We start from the raw sequence: 17,184 nt of genomic DNA, 5'->3' as shown, positions 1-17,184 counted from the left end.
CTTTCTAGAAAATCACACCCGCCTGCAGGATGCAGTTGGCGTATGGTGTCATTTCACCCGTTCGGATGACGGCTTTTGCTTTCTGTGTGAGCCGTTTGAATTCCTCATGGGACATGTACTCGATCGTCTGCGCTGAGAAATGGCTTTCTATGAAACTTGCATTCTCAGGATTTGCGTCTTTGATCTCGGAAGCGGCGATCACCTTTTCGACTGCCATCTCCCCGGCTACCAGGCTGGTCACGTCCCGAAAGGCGGGAACGCCCGCCGTTAAGGACAAATCAATTTTAGGGACACCGTCAGGGACGGGGAGACCCGCATCGGCGATTGCGATGAGGTCTGTATGCCCGAGATCAGCTAATACTTTGGCAATGTGGCTGTTTAACATTCCGTGTTTTTTCATGACAGCAGCTCCTCAACTTCTTTTCTGGCCGGCATCCCGCCTTGGGCGCCGAAGTGCTGCACGGACAGGGAGGCGGCGCGGTTGGCAAACAGGAGCGCTTGCTCAATGTCCCGTCCTTCCGCGAGTGCGACGGCAAGTGCCGCATTAAAGGTATCGCCGGCTCCCGTCGTGTCGACCGCTTCTGCAGGGAAGGCGGGAACAAGCCGTTCCGCGGTGCCGTCTGAGTAGCGCACGCCTTGTTTTCCTTCGGTAATGAACAGTTTGCCGGGATAGCCGGCGAGCGCTTCTTCTTTCGTCCGGTCAGGAAATAAAATGGATGCTTCATGTTCGTTCGGCGTAAGATATGCGGCGTCCTCAATCGTCGATTGTTTCAGCGGCCGGGCCGGCGCGGGATTCAGGATAACCGGAATTTGCTGCGCGCGGCAGTAGCTGCACACTGCTTCAACGGTTTCTTCAGGAATCTCCTGCTGGATCAGCACGATATCAATGCCGGGAAGTTTTGCTAGCGCACTTTTGGCATAATCGGGGGAGATGTCATCGTTTGCGCCTTTTACGACGACGATGCTGTTGTCTCCTTCTGCGAGCACAATATGAGCCGTTCCGCTTTTTTTATGTGTAACCGTTTCCATATAGTCCGTATTGACACCGTTTGCCTTCAGGTTTTCAATAATCGCTTTTCCGTAGCTGTCATTGCCTGCTTTTCCTACCATATATACGTTTGCGCCCAGGCGGGAAGCGGCTACGGCCTGATTTGCGCCTTTTCCTCCGGGCACGGTTTGAAAGTCTGTGCCCAGTACGGTTTCTCCGGCTTTCGGACGCCGTTCAGATGTAACGACCAGATCCATAGAACAGCTTCCGATAACACAAATTTCACTCATGTTGATCATCCTTTCTCGTCGTTTGTCTTCTTATGTAAGTCACGGGCATTTGAATGGCCGTCTCTTTCGGCGGTTCTTTCTTTATCAATTGCAGCAGCAGGTTTGCCGCTTGTTTTCCCATCTCATATGCAGGCTGGCGGATGGTTGAAAGCGGCGGAAACAAAAGCCTGCTCTGCGGAATATCGTCGTATCCGATGATCTGAATCTCCTCCGGAACTTTTTTGCCGAGCCGCAGCGCCTCATGGAGGACGGCAGCCGCCGCAATGTCGTTGCTGGCAATGACTCCGTCGGTTTCAGGGTATGCTGCAAACAATTCTTCTGCTAAAATGGCGGCATCCTTGATGGAAAATGAAGCGGCGGAGATGACATTGAACTGCGCGTTCGCTTTTTGCAGCACATCAAGTGCGCCGTTAAAACGTTCCTGAGCGGTCGGAAGGTGGGCTGGGCCTTTGACAAGCGTGATGCTTGTGCTTTTGCCGCGAAGCATTTCCTCAGCCGCCCGTTTTCCGCCTGCCCGCCCGTCACTGAATACGGATGGGGCGCCTTCTTTTGTCCGGTCCAGAAATACGACCGGGTAAAGGCTGCCGCTGTATTCGGGAAGGTCGGGGTAATGGGTGGCCGCCAAAATACCGGCAACTTGATTTTGTTTAAATGTTTGCAGGTAGTCGAGTTCTTTTTCCAATTCTTCATCGCTGTTGCCGATGATCAGCCGGTATCCTTCCCGCTGCAACTCGTCTTCAGCGCCGCGGGCAAGCTGAGGGAAAAAGGGATTCGTAATATCCGGAAGCAAAAGCCCGACCAGTCTGGATTCTCTTTTATAAAGAGAGCGGGCAACTTCATTCGGATAATAATTCAGCTTCTCCATGGCAAGCATGACCTTCGTTCGTGTATCTTCATGCACGTAGCCGTTGTCATTGAGGACACGTGAAACCGTGGCAACAGAGACGCCGGCAGCGCCTGCGACATCTTTAATCGTTGCCAACAAACACTCCTCCTTCAATTATGTAACCGTTTACATAAAAAGAGTAACACGAATCATTTCGGTTGGCAACAAAAAAAGAGACCGGGGTCTCTTTTAGTTCACGATGCCGATTTGTGAGATATTCACTTTGATATCAGGGATTATCTCGATGGAAGGATAGACCCCACGCCAATTGAGCCGCTTGCCCCGCTCATAATAATGGGTTTGATATTTCCGGCCGATGCCGAGGATATCCGAGTTGTGCTCCTGAATATGGCTGATCACCGATCTGGCCTGGCTGTTCAAATTTGCTGAGGCTTGTTTGTTTATTTGGTCGATTGCCGTATAAGAATTCAGCTTGTCCTTTGGATATTCCAAGACGCGTGCATTCAGTTTTAAACGGATTTTCACTTTTATATGCTGCGGATCTGTATCTATAAATACAATCTTTCGCGTGGCATCCGTGATGCCGAGAGAAAGATAATTTTCAATATCCATTTTGTATTTGTCCCATAGCTTCAGATTAATATTAGCCGATTTATTAAATTGCCCGCTTAAAAGGGTCAGGAGGGTCGAATCCTGACCGAGCACCTCAGTCACTTTCCGCTGGCCGCTGAACAGGGCAGAACCCTCTACCTTTATCGTCTGTCCGTTAATCGATAAATAAGGAAGGGCGAAATCCTTATCAGCCGTCAGCATGCTTGAACGGATGGATTGCAAATTCTCCATGCTGATATTTGATTCCGCATTAGCGCTTGTTAATAAATTCGTTAAATACTTGCTGACGATCAATTTCTGCCGGACGATCAGCTTCAGCACTTCAATCGCCTCGCCGTCTTTTACAACCGCCGGATGAGCGAGAAGCGGGCTTTTCGGATCTCTGTAAAAGACATCGAGATAAGGAAAAAGCGGTTTTTCCGCCATTTTCTCACCGATTAATAAGACTCTTTGCTTGGACGTGTCAATGCGCTGATCGACAAGCTTATCCAATTGAAACCGCGCTTCACGGATGGTGTGCCCGGAAGCGCTGAGCACCGTCGTAATGAATGAGCCGCCCGTTTCCTGTTCCGCCTGGGAGGACTGAACCTTCCGATAGGTGATGCCGATTTTATTTTTACCGTCATGATCAACATCAAGGCTTGCGGTCAGCACGAGAGAAATATCTTTCAGCAAATTTTGATCCCAGCAGCCCGCAAGTGTCAGGCTTGCGCACATGAGACTGATAAGAACCGCTTTTTTAATGCGCATGGCGGACACCCTTTTTACGTACAAGGACAATCAATACCATAAACAACGGAAACAAATACACAAACACAATATCGGAAATGCGGAAAAACTGATCCAGCTGCTGTATCGTTTTATCTGTGCTTGTGGCCCAAATAGACAGAAGGAAGACGAGCAGGGCCAGCGGATAAACAAACCGGCTGTGATCTTTTTGATTGAACAGCTTGGCAATGCCGGTGCTTGCCAAGTAAAACACGTTGGCCAGCGTTGAAAAGACGGTCACGAACCAAAACGTCAAAAAGAGCAGATCCGTCCGTTCGATAATTCTGAATGAAACGGTTTTTAACAGGTACAGCACAGGCTCCGGGATCATTTTTATTTCTTCGGGGCTGATTGTGACAAAGCAAGTAAGGGTGATATACAGGTAATAAAGGATAATCATGATGTTTGAAATCGTCAGTATTTTGTAGCGCTGGCTGACGGTGCAGTTGATTAGGGGCCCGATCACGAGCGCCGCCTGAAAGCCGGTAATGCTGACAAGTGTTTGCTGCACCCCGGTAAGCATGTCTTTTGCGGTTCCGTGAAAAATCGGCATAATGTATGTGATATCGGCTTTTCCCAGCGTGTATAAAAGCGGCAGAGAGATCAGCAGCAAAAACGGCGTTAAAATAAAGCTGAACCTGGCGATCGCATTCAGCGGAGCCTGGGCGATATAGACAGAACCGAGGATCAGCATTAAGCTGATCACCCAATTCGGAGTCTGCGGGAGCACCCAGATATCCAATATCCGTGTAAATACAGAAAGAATGAGCGTGCAGAGAAACGCGAAATATAAAATATACAGCACCTGCACCCCTTTGCCGGTAAGTGTTCCGAACACCTCCTCCAGCATTTCGTACAGGTTCAGCTTCGGAAACCGGTGAAATAATATCATATACAGGCTGAATGTAAGCTGGACGAGCAATCCGGTAAGCAGAATGGAAATCCATCCGCTGCTTCCCGATCTCATCATCAGTAAATGGGGAAGCGCCAAAATGCCGATGCTGATCTGCGTCTGATTAATGAAAAACACGCCTTGAAGCGGGCTGATTTTTTTAGGCTTCATCTTTTCTCCACCCCCGAACATGTTTCATCTGCTTTGAGTCTTGCGGTCTCAAATAAAAAGGCCTTCTTTTAATAAACCAAGCCGGCAGCCGGATAAATGCATCCTTCAAGTCACTGAAATGAAACGGCGTCAGAGATGATAAATAAGGAACGCCGAGTGATTCAAGCTTGCACAGGTTCATCAGAATAAGCCCGAAGCCGAGTGCGATGCCGATAAAACCGAACGAGGATGCCAGAAACATAAGCGGAAATCTGAGCGTTCGGATGGACGTGCTCATTTCATATGAAGGAAGCACAAAAGAAGAAACGGCCGTAACGGCTACGACGATAATCATCATATTAGAAATGAGTCCCGCCTGAACGACTGCGTCACCGATCACGAGACCGCCGACAATGCCGATCGTCTGACTGATCGGTCTCGGCAGCCTGATACCGGCTTCGCGGATCAGTTCAATCGTAATTTCCATAATCATGGCTTCTATCAGCGGGGGAAAGGGAATATCAACAATCGAATTTTTCATGGTGATAATCAGATCGTTGGGAATGACTTCAAAATGAAACGCAATCAGCGCGATATAAAAAGCGGGCAGCGTAATCGCGATCATAAAGGCGAAAAATCTCAGCACTCTTAAAAAACTGGCGGAAATCCACCTCGTGCTGTAGTCATCCGGAGATTGAAAAAAAGAAAAGAATGTGATCGGCGCAATCAAAGCCGACGGACTCCCGTCCATCATGATCAGTACACAGCCTTCCATCACGCATGCTTTTGCTTTATCCGGCCGTTCCGTATGAATGATCTGCGGAAAAATGGAAAACGAATTATCTTCTATTGATTCCTCGATAATCCCGGGCGCAAGCACGCTGTCTATACGCAGGTATGACAGGCGCCGCTTCACTTCCTCGACAATCTCCGGATTGGCGATATTCTCAACAAAGATAACCGCAACCTTTGATTTGGCTCTTTCCCCGATATCCATATAATGAACGGAGAGATGGCGGTCCTGTATGTGAAACCGCAGCTGATGAATGTTCGTTTCCAAACTTTCCACAAACCCGTCATGGGCGCCGCGGACGATACTTTCAGATTCGGGTTCCATAATGGAACGCAGCGGATTCTGGCCGACGGAAAACAGCTTCGCTTTCCTCGATGCATCGCTGAGAAAAACAACCTGTCCTGCCAAAATCCCGTCAATGAGTTTTCTGATTTCATCCGTTTCCGCACTGCTGACGGCATTCATCGTTTCCTCAAGCGGGCCGTTCTGCAGGGTGTCGCTTAACAGAAACTCATTCAGCTTCTGTTCTTCTATCATTTGTTCAATATAAAAGAAAGCGGTATGACGGTCCTGCAGTTTGATCCTTCGTATTTTAAAATCACCGCAAACACACATCAGCTCCTGCATTTCCCGTACAGCCGATTCAAAATCGCCGGGAATCCGTTTGTTTTGTTTATCCGCAGACATCAGACCGCCTCCTTTCCTGGTTATCTGTAGTTTTCAGCGGGTATTCCTTTTTTATGCATTTTATAAAATAGAGGAGTTCCTCGATGTTTTACCAAGAACTTCACAATTATGGATGAATATTTCTTGAACGAATATAAAGATTTATTAAAATTATTTCAAAAGAGTGATAAACGTCCTGTAAATGGTTTAAAAGGAGAAAGGCTTTCCGCATATAAAATGTGTATTTCTTGTAAACACTCCGGACCCGTCTTATTCTGTCATGTACCAGTCATTCCGCTAGTTATTTTGGAATGGGACTGAAAGTAGGATACGGGGGAAAAATGAATGACTTTAAGACCTTATCCTTAACAAAACAGGCAGTCTGCACACAGCGGACAGAGAGTCCCGAAACGTATGCGCAGTGCGAAAAACGCTGATACAAACGGGCTGGAAAAGATGGATTATCATTACATCTTTTTCTTCCGGAACGCGAATAGTTCCATTGGTCCAAATGAATTTCTGTGTGAAAATGTAAACGCATTCATTTTTCTTTTGAAAAATTGAAGTAAGGTTGAAGTCCTGCCTATTCCCAAAAAAAGCAATTCGATAATAGGAAGAATAGCGTCACTAATAGAGAAGTTTGGCTCAGTGAAAGCGGGAAGATTATGTTACATAATGCCGATTGAGAATTCATAGTGAAGCTATATACTGATGAATGAATTTATCAATACAGAAGGAGATGTCAAAAATCAATGTGGTTACTCATTATAGCCTGTGCTGCCGTACTAATCATCGGAATCATTGAAAAAAGGCGGCATCAGAAGAATATCGATGCTCTGCCAGTACGCGTCAATATTAATGGTATCCGCGGAAAGTCAACCGTAACGAGGCTGACGACCGGAATACTGATGGAGGCGGGCTACAAAACAGTCGGAAAAACGACGGGAACAGATGCAAGGATGATCTATTGGGATACACCTGAGGAGAAACCGATCAAACGGAAACCGCAGGGCCCGAATATCGGCGAGCAAAAAGAAGTAATGAAGGAAACCGTAGAACGGGGCGCCAATGCCATTGTCAGTGAATGTATGGCGGTAAACCCGGATTATCAGATTATCTTTCAGGAAGAACTCCTTCAAGCCAACATCGGCGTCATCGTGAATGTGCTTGAAGACCATATGGACGTCATGGGGCCGACGCTTGATGAAATCGCTGAAGCATTTACCGCGACGATACCGTATAACGGTCACCTTGTCATTACAGACAGTGAATACACAGACTTCTTTAAAGAAAAAGCCGCAGAGCGGAATACCGAGGTCATTATTGCGGATAACTCTAAAATTACAGATGAATACCTTCGAAAATTTGAATATATGGTCTTTCCTGATAACGCTTCCCTTGCGCTCGGCGTTGCCCAGGCTCTTGGGATAGATGAAGAAACGGCGTTTAAAGGAATGCTGAATGCGCCGCCTGATCCTGGCGCCATGAGAATCCTGCCGCTGCTCAGCACGAAGGAGCCCGGTCATTTCGTAAACGGCTTTGCCGCAAATGATGCATCTTCTACTTTAAATATATGGAAACGTGTAAAGGAAATCGGCTACCCGACAGATGAACCGATCGTTATCATGAACTGCCGCGCCGACCGTGTGGACAGAACGATTCAGTTCGCAAACGACGTGCTTCCGTACATTAAAACGAAGGAACTCATACTCATCGGCGAGACGACAGAACCGATCGTCAGAGCTTATGAAGAAGGCAAGATTCCTGCCGATACACTGCACGATCTGGAATATAAATCAACAGACGAAATCATGGACGTGCTGAAAACAAGAATGCAAAACCGTGTCATATATGGCGTCGGCAATATCCACGGTTCAGCGGAACCATTAATTGAAAAAATTCAAGAGTATAAGGTGAAACAGCTCGTTAGCTAGGAGGAAAAGGATAAATGTTCGGATCAGATTTATACATCTCACTTATTTTAGGCGTGTTAATCAGTTTAATTTTCGCGGAAAAAACAGGTATCGTACCAGCCGGTTTAGTCGTGCCGGGTTATTTAGGGCTCGTTTTTAACCAGCCGGTCTTTATTTTACTCGTATTGTTAGTGAGTCTTCTTACATACGTGATCGTCAAATACGGTTTATCCAGATTTATGATTTTGTACGGACGCAGAAAATTCGCAGCTATGCTGATAACGGGAATCTGCTTAAAAATCGCCCTTGATTTCCTTTACCCGATCGTACCGTTTGAGATATCAGAATTCCGCGGAATCGGTATCATCGTACCGGGTCTGATCGCCAATACCATTCAGAAACAGGGATTAACGATTACATTTGCCAGCACGCTGTTCTTAAGCGGCGCAACTTTTGCCATTATGTTTGCTTACTACTTAATCTAATGTAAGGTGTGTCAAACGATGAAAAAACAATTAAGCTTTCAAGAAAAACTGCTGAAGCTGACCAAACAGCAGAAAAAGAAGACCAATCTTCACGTTTTTATCGCGCTGCCGATCGTCTTTTGCCTGATGTTCGTCTGCATCCTGACAGGGAAGGCGGAAACGCCGAGTGTGAAAAGAAATGCCGATGACCTTGTATCAGCCTCATTCGTCGGAGATATTATGATGGGCCGGAATGTCGAGAAAGTGACAAAGCATAAAGGCACGGAGAGTGTCTTCCGTTACGCAAAGCCATTCTTCGAAGCATCCGACTATGTGTCGGGGAACTTTGAAAACCCGGTTACATATAAAAAGAACTACAAAGAAGCAGAAAAAAATATCCACCTTCAGTCAAACAAAGATGCCGTAAAAGTATTGAAGGACATGAATTTCACCGTTCTCACGGCAGCCAACAACCATGCGATGGATTACGGCCCTCAAGGAATGCGGGATACGGTTGAAGAGTTTTCAAAGCAAAATCTTGAACTTGTCGGCGCGGGCCTCACGCTGAAGGAAGCCGAGCAGAACATTTCGTATCAAGATGTAAACGGAATCAAAATCGCAACACTGGGTTTCACTGATGTTTCCGGAAAAGGCTTTGCAGCTAAACGAAATGCGCCGGGTGTGCTTCCGGCCGATCCAGAGCTGTTTATTCCGATGATTTCTAAAGCCAAAAAGAAAGCCGATCTTGTCATTGTTCAAACACACTGGGGACAGGAATACGATAATGATCCGAATGACAGACAGCGCCAATTGGCAAGAGCAATGTCAGATGCCGGAGCGGATATTATCGTCGGACACCATCCGCACGTGCTAGAACCGATCGAAATGTACCACGGCACCGTTATTTTCTACAGCCTGGGCAACTTCGTATTCGACCAGGGGTGGACAAGAACGAGAGACACGGCGCTTGTTCAATATCATCTGCAGAAAAACGGCACGGGACGCTTTGAAGTCACGCCGATGAATATTCATGAAGCAACGCCTGCACCGGTTAAAAAAGGCAGCATCAATCATAAAACGATCGTACGTGAACTGACGAAAGAATCGAATTTCGATTGGAGCGTCAAGGATGGAAAATTAACGTTTGATGTGGATCACAGCGATATCTTAAAAAAGAAAGCGGAGTGAAAAACAAATGAAAATCATTAAAGCGGGATGGCCGTTTGCCGCGATCATTATGGTATTTATGTTTATGTCAGCGTTTAAATACAATGATCAGCTCACAGATCAGGAAAAACAAAAAATTGACACGGAAATGCAAAAGATTCAGCAAGAGGACACAGCGGGCGCAAAATAAGCGCATGATTCCGCTTGCCGGCATATTGTTTGTTCCGAATCCAGTAAAGAATGCCCATATCGGGCATTCTTTTTTTGTGTGCTCTCCTAAACATTTGTTAAAAGTTACCGATGTAAAAACTACTAAAAATGAGGAGAGTGAATAGAAAACATGCTCACAAGCTGGAGGAAGTACATCCTTGCCGGCCTTATGATTTGTCTTGTGGCACCCGCAGTAACGAGAACGGAAATTGCTGAAGCGGATTCTCAAGTTTCTGTCCTGATGGTTTCAGACGCGCAAAAACTTGTCGGAAATAAATATGTTTACGGAGGCGAAGAGCCTGAGGACGGTTTTGATCCGTCCGGATTGATGCATTATCTTTTCAGCAGGCAGAACATCCATCTGCCGAGAACGGTAAGTGATCAATGGAAAGTCGGAACCGCCGTCAAAGAAAATGACCTTTTACCGGGAGATCTTGTGTTTTTCAAAAAGTCGGATTCAACACAAAACGCGCCCGTCCATGACGGTCTTTATATCGGAAACGGAGAGATGATACACAGTTCTCCGTCAGAAGGCGTAACCGTCACACGGTTTCAAAAAAGCAGTTATTGGATGAATTTATATCTTGGCGCAAAGCGGATTACAAAAGATCCGGAACTGGCTGATGACCCGATCGTTCAGGAGGCAGCCCGTTACCTTGACATTCCGTATGTATTCGGCGGAAGCACGCCCGAGGAGGGATTCGACTGTTCGGGGCTGGTCCAATATGTTTTTGAAAACAAGCTTCACATTTACCTGCCGAGATCAGCGGAACAGCAGTGGCTGGTCGGTGAGAAAATCAAACTGAGCGGCATAAAGCCCGGGGACGTGATTTATTTCAGCGACACGTATAAAAAAGGAATTTCCCATGCGGGCATTTATGCGGGAGAGGGAAGGTTCATCCAAGCAAGCCGCTCCGAAAAAGTCACCATTTCTTACTTGTCGGAAGATTACTGGAAAAAACATTTTACAGGGGTGCGCCGATTCAGCAATTTAGCCATTTCTAAAGAAAATCCCGTTGTGTCCACAGCGGCCGATCATATCGGAATTTCTTATCTGAAAGGCGGCGTTTCACCGGAAACCGGCTTTGATACGGCGGGATTTGTTCAATACATCTATCAAAAAGCGAAAGGAATCAGCCTGCCGCGTTATGCGGACAAGCAGATGCAGGCGGGCGTTCCGGTCGATAAACAAGATCTGAAGCCCGGCGATCTGGTCTTCTTTAAAGCGGAAAGCCTGAATCCGGCCATTTATATCGGGAACGGACAAGTGATTCATGTCACCGTGTCCGCAGGCGTTACCATAACAAATATGAACACAAGCGCTTATTGGAAGGACAAATATGCGGGCGGCATCCGGCTTCCGTAAAAAAAGACGTCAGAGAGTGTCTCTGACGTCTTTTTCTTTTACCGTTTCGGCGCTCTGTATCCGGCCGCTACCGCATCCTCTACGGAACAGAACATTTCCGCGGGATCTGTCGTCCGGTCGTAGTATGTACTTCCCGGCGTGTGATAAATGCCGTTCCGGCTTCCTTTAATGTCGCATCCCTGTGAGGTGCCGGCTGCTTTCGTTTCGGCATGTCCGCCGGAGGAAGGGGCGTTGTTTTGCGCCGTTTCCGCGTTTTCGGATGTTTTTGTTTCTGCTTTCTGCCGCTTTAAAGTTTTATTTTCTGACTGAAGCGTTTCAGCGGTCTTTTCGAGCTTCTTTTGTGAATTTTTTAATTTCTCATTGTCTTGTTTGAGTGATTTGTTTGTTTTTTTCAGCTCGCTTATCTCTTGGCTGAGTTTGCTGAGTTTTTCTTCATTGCCGGCTTCGGCTTCGGATTTCTCCTTTTCTGCCGCGGCACTGATGCTTTCATATTTTTTCTCAAGCGCCTGGTGTTCCTTCGTCAATTTTTGATAAGCGGTATCAAGGGTGCTGTATTTCTCCTCTGCCTTCACGGCCGAGGCGTCCGGCTCTGCGAGGGAGGCGCCGGTCAGAAGCAGGATAAATCCGCCGATGAGAAGGGGCCAAAACAGCTTTTTTGAAAAACGTTTTTCTTTTTTGGCAGCTTTGCATATGAGATGGAAAATTCCGTATCCGACTGCGCAGAGAAAAGCTAAACATCCTATAATAGCGATTGCATTCGACATCATGAAACTCCTTTTTTCTTTATCTTACAATTTATTTTCATTTTTGGGAATTTGTTTTTTGGGAAACGTGAAAAGCCAGGCCGTGAAAGACCTGGCTTTTTCCTTTTATTGATCGTTGTCGAGAAGCCGGTTGATGAAATATGCGACGCCGTTTTCATCGTTGCTTTTTGTAATATACGTGCTTTTTTCCTTCAGTTCATCAATCGCATTGCCCATGGCGATGCGGTTTCCCGCCGCTTCAAACATGGAGAAATCATTCGGGCTGTCGCCGATGGCGTAAATATCCTGTTTTTCAATTCCGTACAGTGAGGCAAGCTCCGTCAGAGCACGTCCCTTTCCGGAACCGGCAGGGAGGATTTCGATAATGTGTTTTCCGGAAGATGTCTGGGATAATTTCGTATGATGTGTAATTTCTTCTTTGGCGTTTCTCAGTTTTTCCATATCAAAAGAGAAACAAAGAAGCTTGTAAACATGTTCGTCTCCGTTAAAAATCGCCTGTATATCCTGTACGGGTTTAATGCCGAATTGTTTGAACTGCGTCTTTGCGCCCTCCCATAATGTCTGAATATCTTCCTTGGGATTGGCGCTTTTCAGAATATCCAGTTCTGCCTGCAGTTTGGACTCGCCGTCAAATGGGGACAGCAGATGATCATCTGTATAGACCTCAAAGTAAATGTCTTTGTCCGTTAAATAAGCGGCTATATCCTTCCCGGCCTGCTGATCCATTAAGAGCCGGCTGACGAGGCGGTATCCTTTGTCATGGACTGTCCCGCCGTTTGCCGCAATGATCGGAATATCCAAATCATTCAAGAGCGCTTTTACATCAAACGTGGCTCTGCCCGTGCAGATGGCCACGAGAATGCCCGCTTCATCCGCTCTTTGTAAAGCCGCTCTGTTTTCTGGAGAAATCACACTGTCCGAGTTCAGTAATGTGCCGTCTAAGTCAATGGCTATCAATTTCATATGTATGGATGCCCTCCTTAAAAATAAAGCTGCTTCATGTAGTATGTTCAGCTTTGTGCGAAATCAGCAGAAAGCCTTCAGTTAAAAGGCTATACCTTCATGTCCTTTTTTTCAACAGAAAAACGGCGGGGTTTCTAAAACCCCGCCGTGACGTCTTACGCGTTTAAATCATTTTTTAATTTTGTTTTTACTTCTTGAAGGTTTTCCTCATTCAGCTTGAAGTAATAAATATTTTTGCCGTACTGAGGAGTGTAAATATAGCTGTCTGAACCTGTCAGCTGCAAAGAATCCACCGATTTCAGCGATGTGATAAACGGGAACAGACCGATGGCGTCATTAAGAGATAAGTTCATTTTTAAGTTTTTCCCTAAGCTGTCGACGATATCGTCATAAGATGGGATCGAGCTTAACGATTTAGATTTTTTAATAATGGCGCTCAGCACTTCCATCTGTCTTTGTCCGCGCATCAGATCGGTGTCCGCTTTGCGTGTTCTTACATAAGCCAGTGCCTGCTCACCGTCAAGCGTCTGGACGCCCGGCTTCAGCACGACTTTTCCTTTTGTATCGACTTTAATACGATCGGCAATTTTCTGGCTTTTCACATTTACCGTAACGCCGTTCAACTCATTGACGACATCGCGGAACGCGTCGAAGTTGCTCTCAACCACATAATCTACCGGAATATCAAGCATGTTTTCTACTGTTTTATAAGTTAAATTATAACCGCCGTAAGCATGTGCGTGCGCGAATTTGTCATAGCCGTGTCCCGGGATGTTGACATAGGAATCCCGCGGAATGCTGAGCATCGTCGCTGTTTTCTTTTTCCGGTTGAAGGTGACGAGCACGTTGGCGTCACTTCTTGCGTCATCTACTGATTCGCCCTTATTGTCACGGGCGTCTATTCCTAAAAGCAATACGGTGAAAGAATCCTTCTTCGGGTCAAATTCTTTGATCCGTTTTACGGACTGGTCGCCGCGGTCAAGGCTGACGTGCGCTTCTTTGGTCGCATTATTCAATTTCACAAATGCGTAGGTGCCGACGGAACCGGCGATCACCAATAAGAAAGCGGCGAATACCAGTACAAATTTCACCCATTTTCTGAGGCGTCTTTTCTTTTTTCTGCGTTGAGATCGTTCTTCCATATCATTACCTCTCGTTTCTATTCTTTGTGAAGCGTACCATAATTGTTGACTTGGAGCAACTCTGCAAATGAGAAAATTCCAAATCTTTCTCTCTATTTCGACAACATCTACTGTTATTTTTGCATCAGGTTCACATTATATTGGACGGCAGGAAGCGGGAAATGTTTCGTCGCTTTGTAAAAAATAATTAGTAAAATAATGGATATTAACGGTGCGGAAGGTTTGAAACGGACGGAAACAGGCAAAAGAAGCAGTAGAACAATTCCGCGCGGATACAGCGTTGGATGAAGGGAGTCTATATAACATGAAAAGCATACACTCGAATAAATGGCTCTATTTTTTCGGCGCACTCGGCGGCGCGTTATACGGATATGATACCGGAGTCATTTCCGGAGCTATTTTATTTATGAAAAAAGAACTGGGACTGAACGCCTTTACAGAAGGCCTCGTCGTCAGTTCGTTATTGGCGGGGGCGATTCTCGGGTCGGGGTTCGCCGGCAAACTGACCGACCGGTTCGGCAGGCGGAAGGCCATCATGGGAGCGGCGCTGCTGTTTTGTATAGGCGGTTTAGGAGTCGCTTTTGCCCCGAATACAGAGGTAATGGTTCTTTTCCGGATCATTCTCGGACTGGCTGTCGGAACATCTACAACGATCGTTCCGCTCTATTTATCGGAGCTGGCTCCGAAGCATAAACGAGGGGCGCTTTCTTCGCTGAATCAGCTGATGATTACGGTCGGAATCCTCGTTTCTTATATCGTGAACTATATATTTGCCGATGCAGGCGCTTGGCGCTGGATGCTTGGACTTGCGGTTGTGCCGTCAGTCATTCTGCTGATCGGAATCCTATTTATGCCGGAAAGCCCGCGCTGGCTGTTTACGATCGGCAAAGAAGAGAAAGCAAGAGAAATCCTTTCATCATTGCGGGGAACGAAGAATATTGATGATGAGATTGATCAGATGAAAGAAGCGGAAAAGGAAAACGAAGGCGGCTTGAAAGAATTGTTTGAGCCGTGGGTGAGACCCGCGCTGATTGCCGGCCTCGGACTTGCCTTTTTGCAGCAATTCATCGGGACAAATACAATTATTTATTACGCCCCGAAAACATTTACCAGTGTGGGGTTCGGCAATTCCGCGTCTATATTGGGAACGGTCGGAATCGGCGCCGTCAATGTCATCATGACGCTTGCGGCTATTAAAGTTATTGATAAGATCGGCCGGAAGCCGCTGCTGCTGGCCGGTAATGCGGGCATGGTCATCAGTCTGCTCGTATTGGCCGCGGTCAATCTTTTCTTTGAACATTCAGCAGCCGCATCATGGACAACGGTGATTTGTTTAGGCCTGTTTATCGTTGTATTTGCGGTCAGCTGGGGGCCTGCCGTGTGGGTCATGCTTCCTGAATTATTCCCGCTGCATGTCCGGGGTATCGGGACGGGTGTCTCCACTTTGATGCTGCATGCCGGAACATTGATTGTCTCATTAACCTATCCGATGTTAATGGAAGCAGTCGGCATCAGCTATTTATTTCTCATTTATGCCGCGATCGGGATACTGGCATTCCTGTTCGTCCGGTTTAAAGTGACCGAGACGAAGGGGAAAAGCCTTGAAGAAATTGAGCAGGATCTGAAAAGCCGTAACGGAGGCTCGGGATCAGAATCAAATCGGCGGACAGTTCATCCGTAATATTCAGTTTTAGGGGGCGGTTATTCACCGGCCCCTCAAAACGGATGCCGTGCGGGCGCCCGGTCACATAAATGACGGGGATATGTCATACGTTGTATAAAGTCACGATAAAGGCGGGGATGCCGGTGAAAACGAGTATTATTATCCTTACATATAATGAACTTGAGCTGACGAAAAAATGTCTGGCCAGCATTGAACGATACACCGACAAAGATAAGATTGAACTGATTATAGTTGACAACGGTTCCTCAGACGGAACGAGAGAATACATATCAAATCTGCCTGACGTCAAAGTCATCCTAAATGAAAAAAACCTCGGGTTCGCCAAGGGGTGCAACCAGGGAATCGAAGCGGCAGGGGGAGAAAATCTGCTGTTTCTGAACAACGATACGATGGTCACGAAAAATTGGCTCACCTCCATGCTGAGGGTGCTGTATCAATCTGAAAAAACCGGTATGGTCGGGCCCGTCAGCAACTATGTCAGCGGTGCGCAAATGATCCATGACGCGTATCAATCGCTTGATGAACTGGAGTCATTCGCGGAGGCGTATTGCGCACGGGAAAAGCATCATACAAAGCGGGTGCTGCGCCTTGTCGGTTTCTGTCTTCTGGTGAAAAGAAGCGTCATTGAAGACATCGGCCCGTTCGATGAGCAATTCGGATACGGTTCTTTTGAAGATGATGACTTATGTCTGCGCGCCCTGCAAAAAGGCTACAGCCTGCACATCGCCCTCGATGCCTTTGTGCATCACCACGGGCACGCGACGTTTACGGCTAATCAGGATATCAATATCAATCAGTTATATTCGGAGAACCGCCAGCGTTTTACAGAAAAATGGGGCACTGATTTCACGTACTTTACTCATCCGAGACCGGAAATTGCGGAGCTCGTTCCCCGGGAAGCGAAACGGATACTTGATGTCGGCTGCGGTGCGGGAGCTACGGGGCTGGAACTTCAAAACAGACAGCCTTGCGAACTGTACGGAATAGAACTGCACCCGCTGGCGGCGCAAGCGGCAAAAGGACACTATGAAGCGGTGCTGCAGGAAGATGTCGAAGAAGTGAAGCTGCCTTATCCGGAAGGCTTTTTTGATTGCATCATTTTCGCGGACATCCTTGAGCACTTAAAAGACCCGTGGCGCGTCATTGAAACGTACTCATCCTATTTGTCGCCTGCCGGATCAATCGTTTGCAGCATTCCGAATATTTCCCACGCCGAAGCGCTGTTTCCGCTTCTGCTCGGTGACTGGACATACAGAGACGCCGGCATTCTCGACCGCACCCACTTGCGGTTTTTTACGCCGCAGACGGTGCGCACGCTCTTTCCGGAAGAGACATTTGCTGTGAAAAAGCAGTCCTATACGTATGTTCACGTGGATGAGCGGGTGCAGCTGTTTTTACAGGAAATCACACGAATGGCGCAATCGATGCAATTTCCGGTGACACAGCTGCCCGAACAAAGCCGGATTTATCAGATTCTCCTCCGTGTCGAAAAAACAGGCTGAAGG

General features: G+C 47.0%; 16 protein-coding genes. 7 read left to right on the top strand and 9 right to left on the bottom strand.

The window, feature by feature from the left end; genetic code table 11:
* Positions 1-4: 4 nt before the first annotated feature.
* The 6 genes from rbsD to NSQ37_RS02610 all read right to left on the bottom strand — a co-directional run bounded on the left by rbsD (position 5) and on the right by NSQ37_RS02610 (position 6,027).
* Positions 5-400: a D-ribose pyranase gene (gene rbsD / locus NSQ37_RS02635; protein WP_007407521.1), complete on the bottom strand. Its 396-nt coding sequence runs from the start codon at positions 398-400 to the stop codon at positions 5-7.
* On the bottom strand, positions 397-1,278 hold the full coding sequence (gene rbsK / locus NSQ37_RS02630) for a ribokinase (RefSeq protein WP_039253589.1): 882 nt from the start codon (positions 1,276-1,278) through the stop codon (positions 397-399). Before rbsK ends, rbsD begins: the two co-directional genes overlap by 4 nt.
* Positions 1,271-2,260: a LacI family DNA-binding transcriptional regulator gene (locus NSQ37_RS02625; RefSeq protein ID WP_327943421.1), complete on the bottom strand. Its 990-nt coding sequence runs from the start codon at positions 2,258-2,260 to the stop codon at positions 1,271-1,273. Before NSQ37_RS02625 ends, rbsK begins: the two co-directional genes overlap by 8 nt.
* A gap of 93 nt (positions 2,261-2,353) precedes the next feature.
* Entirely contained in the window at positions 2,354-3,487 is a 1,134-nt protein-coding gene (locus tag NSQ37_RS02620) for a Ger(x)C family spore germination protein (RefSeq protein ID WP_039253592.1), read from the bottom strand.
* On the bottom strand, positions 3,477-4,568 hold the full coding sequence (locus NSQ37_RS02615; RefSeq protein ID WP_327943419.1) for a GerAB/ArcD/ProY family transporter: 1,092 nt from the start codon (positions 4,566-4,568) through the stop codon (positions 3,477-3,479). Before NSQ37_RS02615 ends, NSQ37_RS02620 begins: the two co-directional genes overlap by 11 nt.
* A complete protein-coding gene (locus NSQ37_RS02610) occupies positions 4,558-6,027 on the bottom strand; it encodes a spore germination protein (RefSeq protein WP_015240716.1) in 1,470 nt (489 codons plus the stop codon). Before NSQ37_RS02610 ends, NSQ37_RS02615 begins: the two co-directional genes overlap by 11 nt.
* Positions 6,028-6,758: 731 nt before the next feature.
* Between NSQ37_RS02610 and pgsB the strand changes: the two genes are divergently transcribed.
* The 5 genes from pgsB (at position 6,759) to NSQ37_RS02585 (ending at position 11,126) form a co-directional block, all read left to right on the top strand.
* A complete protein-coding gene (gene pgsB / locus NSQ37_RS02605) occupies positions 6,759-7,940 on the top strand; it encodes a poly-gamma-glutamate synthase PgsB (RefSeq protein WP_003151337.1) in 1,182 nt (393 codons plus the stop codon).
* Between the two features lie 14 nt (positions 7,941-7,954).
* Positions 7,955-8,404: a poly-gamma-glutamate biosynthesis protein PgsC gene (pgsC, locus tag NSQ37_RS02600; RefSeq protein WP_003151340.1), complete on the top strand. Its 450-nt coding sequence runs from the start codon at positions 7,955-7,957 to the stop codon at positions 8,402-8,404.
* 18 nt (positions 8,405-8,422) lie between these two features.
* A complete protein-coding gene (locus tag NSQ37_RS02595; protein WP_007614174.1) occupies positions 8,423-9,571 on the top strand; it encodes a CapA family protein in 1,149 nt (382 codons plus the stop codon).
* A gap of 7 nt (positions 9,572-9,578) precedes the next feature.
* Complete coding sequence (locus tag NSQ37_RS02590; RefSeq protein WP_003151344.1) at positions 9,579-9,740, top strand: hypothetical protein; 162 nt, start codon at positions 9,579-9,581, stop codon at positions 9,738-9,740.
* 150 nt (positions 9,741-9,890) lie between these two features.
* The gene (locus NSQ37_RS02585; RefSeq protein WP_015240713.1) at positions 9,891-11,126 is read left to right on the top strand and encodes a C40 family peptidase; all 1,236 of its coding nucleotides are present in this window, start codon (positions 9,891-9,893) and stop codon (positions 11,124-11,126) included.
* 38 nt (positions 11,127-11,164) lie between these two features.
* Here NSQ37_RS02585 and NSQ37_RS02580 read toward each other — a convergent pair whose 3' ends face one another.
* The 3 genes from NSQ37_RS02580 to NSQ37_RS02570 all read right to left on the bottom strand — a co-directional run bounded on the left by NSQ37_RS02580 (position 11,165) and on the right by NSQ37_RS02570 (position 13,995).
* Positions 11,165-11,890, bottom strand: a complete 726-nt coding sequence (locus tag NSQ37_RS02580; RefSeq protein ID WP_085341560.1) for a sunset domain-containing protein — start codon at positions 11,888-11,890, stop codon at positions 11,165-11,167.
* Between the two features lie 105 nt (positions 11,891-11,995).
* Entirely contained in the window at positions 11,996-12,853 is an 858-nt protein-coding gene (locus NSQ37_RS02575) for a Cof-type HAD-IIB family hydrolase (protein ID WP_341123172.1), read from the bottom strand.
* Between the two features lie 155 nt (positions 12,854-13,008).
* The gene (locus tag NSQ37_RS02570; RefSeq protein ID WP_007407510.1) at positions 13,009-13,995 is read right to left on the bottom strand and encodes an LCP family protein; all 987 of its coding nucleotides are present in this window, start codon (positions 13,993-13,995) and stop codon (positions 13,009-13,011) included.
* A gap of 304 nt (positions 13,996-14,299) precedes the next feature.
* On the opposite strand from NSQ37_RS02570, the gene NSQ37_RS02565 reads away from it, so the two are divergent.
* Both NSQ37_RS02565 and NSQ37_RS02560 read left to right on the top strand, forming a co-directional pair.
* Positions 14,300-15,676, top strand: coding sequence for a sugar porter family MFS transporter (locus NSQ37_RS02565; protein WP_025285372.1), 1,377 nt, complete (start codon positions 14,300-14,302; stop codon positions 15,674-15,676).
* Positions 15,677-15,768: 92 nt separating this feature from the next.
* Positions 15,769-17,181, top strand: a complete 1,413-nt coding sequence (locus NSQ37_RS02560) for a bifunctional glycosyltransferase family 2 protein/class I SAM-dependent methyltransferase (protein WP_079891059.1) — start codon at positions 15,769-15,771, stop codon at positions 17,179-17,181.
* Positions 17,182-17,184 lie beyond the last annotated feature (3 nt).

The organism is Bacillus sp. FSL P4-0334 (assembly GCF_038004825.1).
Classification (GTDB): Bacteria; Bacillota; Bacilli; order Bacillales; family Bacillaceae; genus Bacillus; species Bacillus velezensis.
Note: the sequence above shows the minus strand (reverse complement) of the source record. Positions and strands in the feature narration are given on the sequence as shown.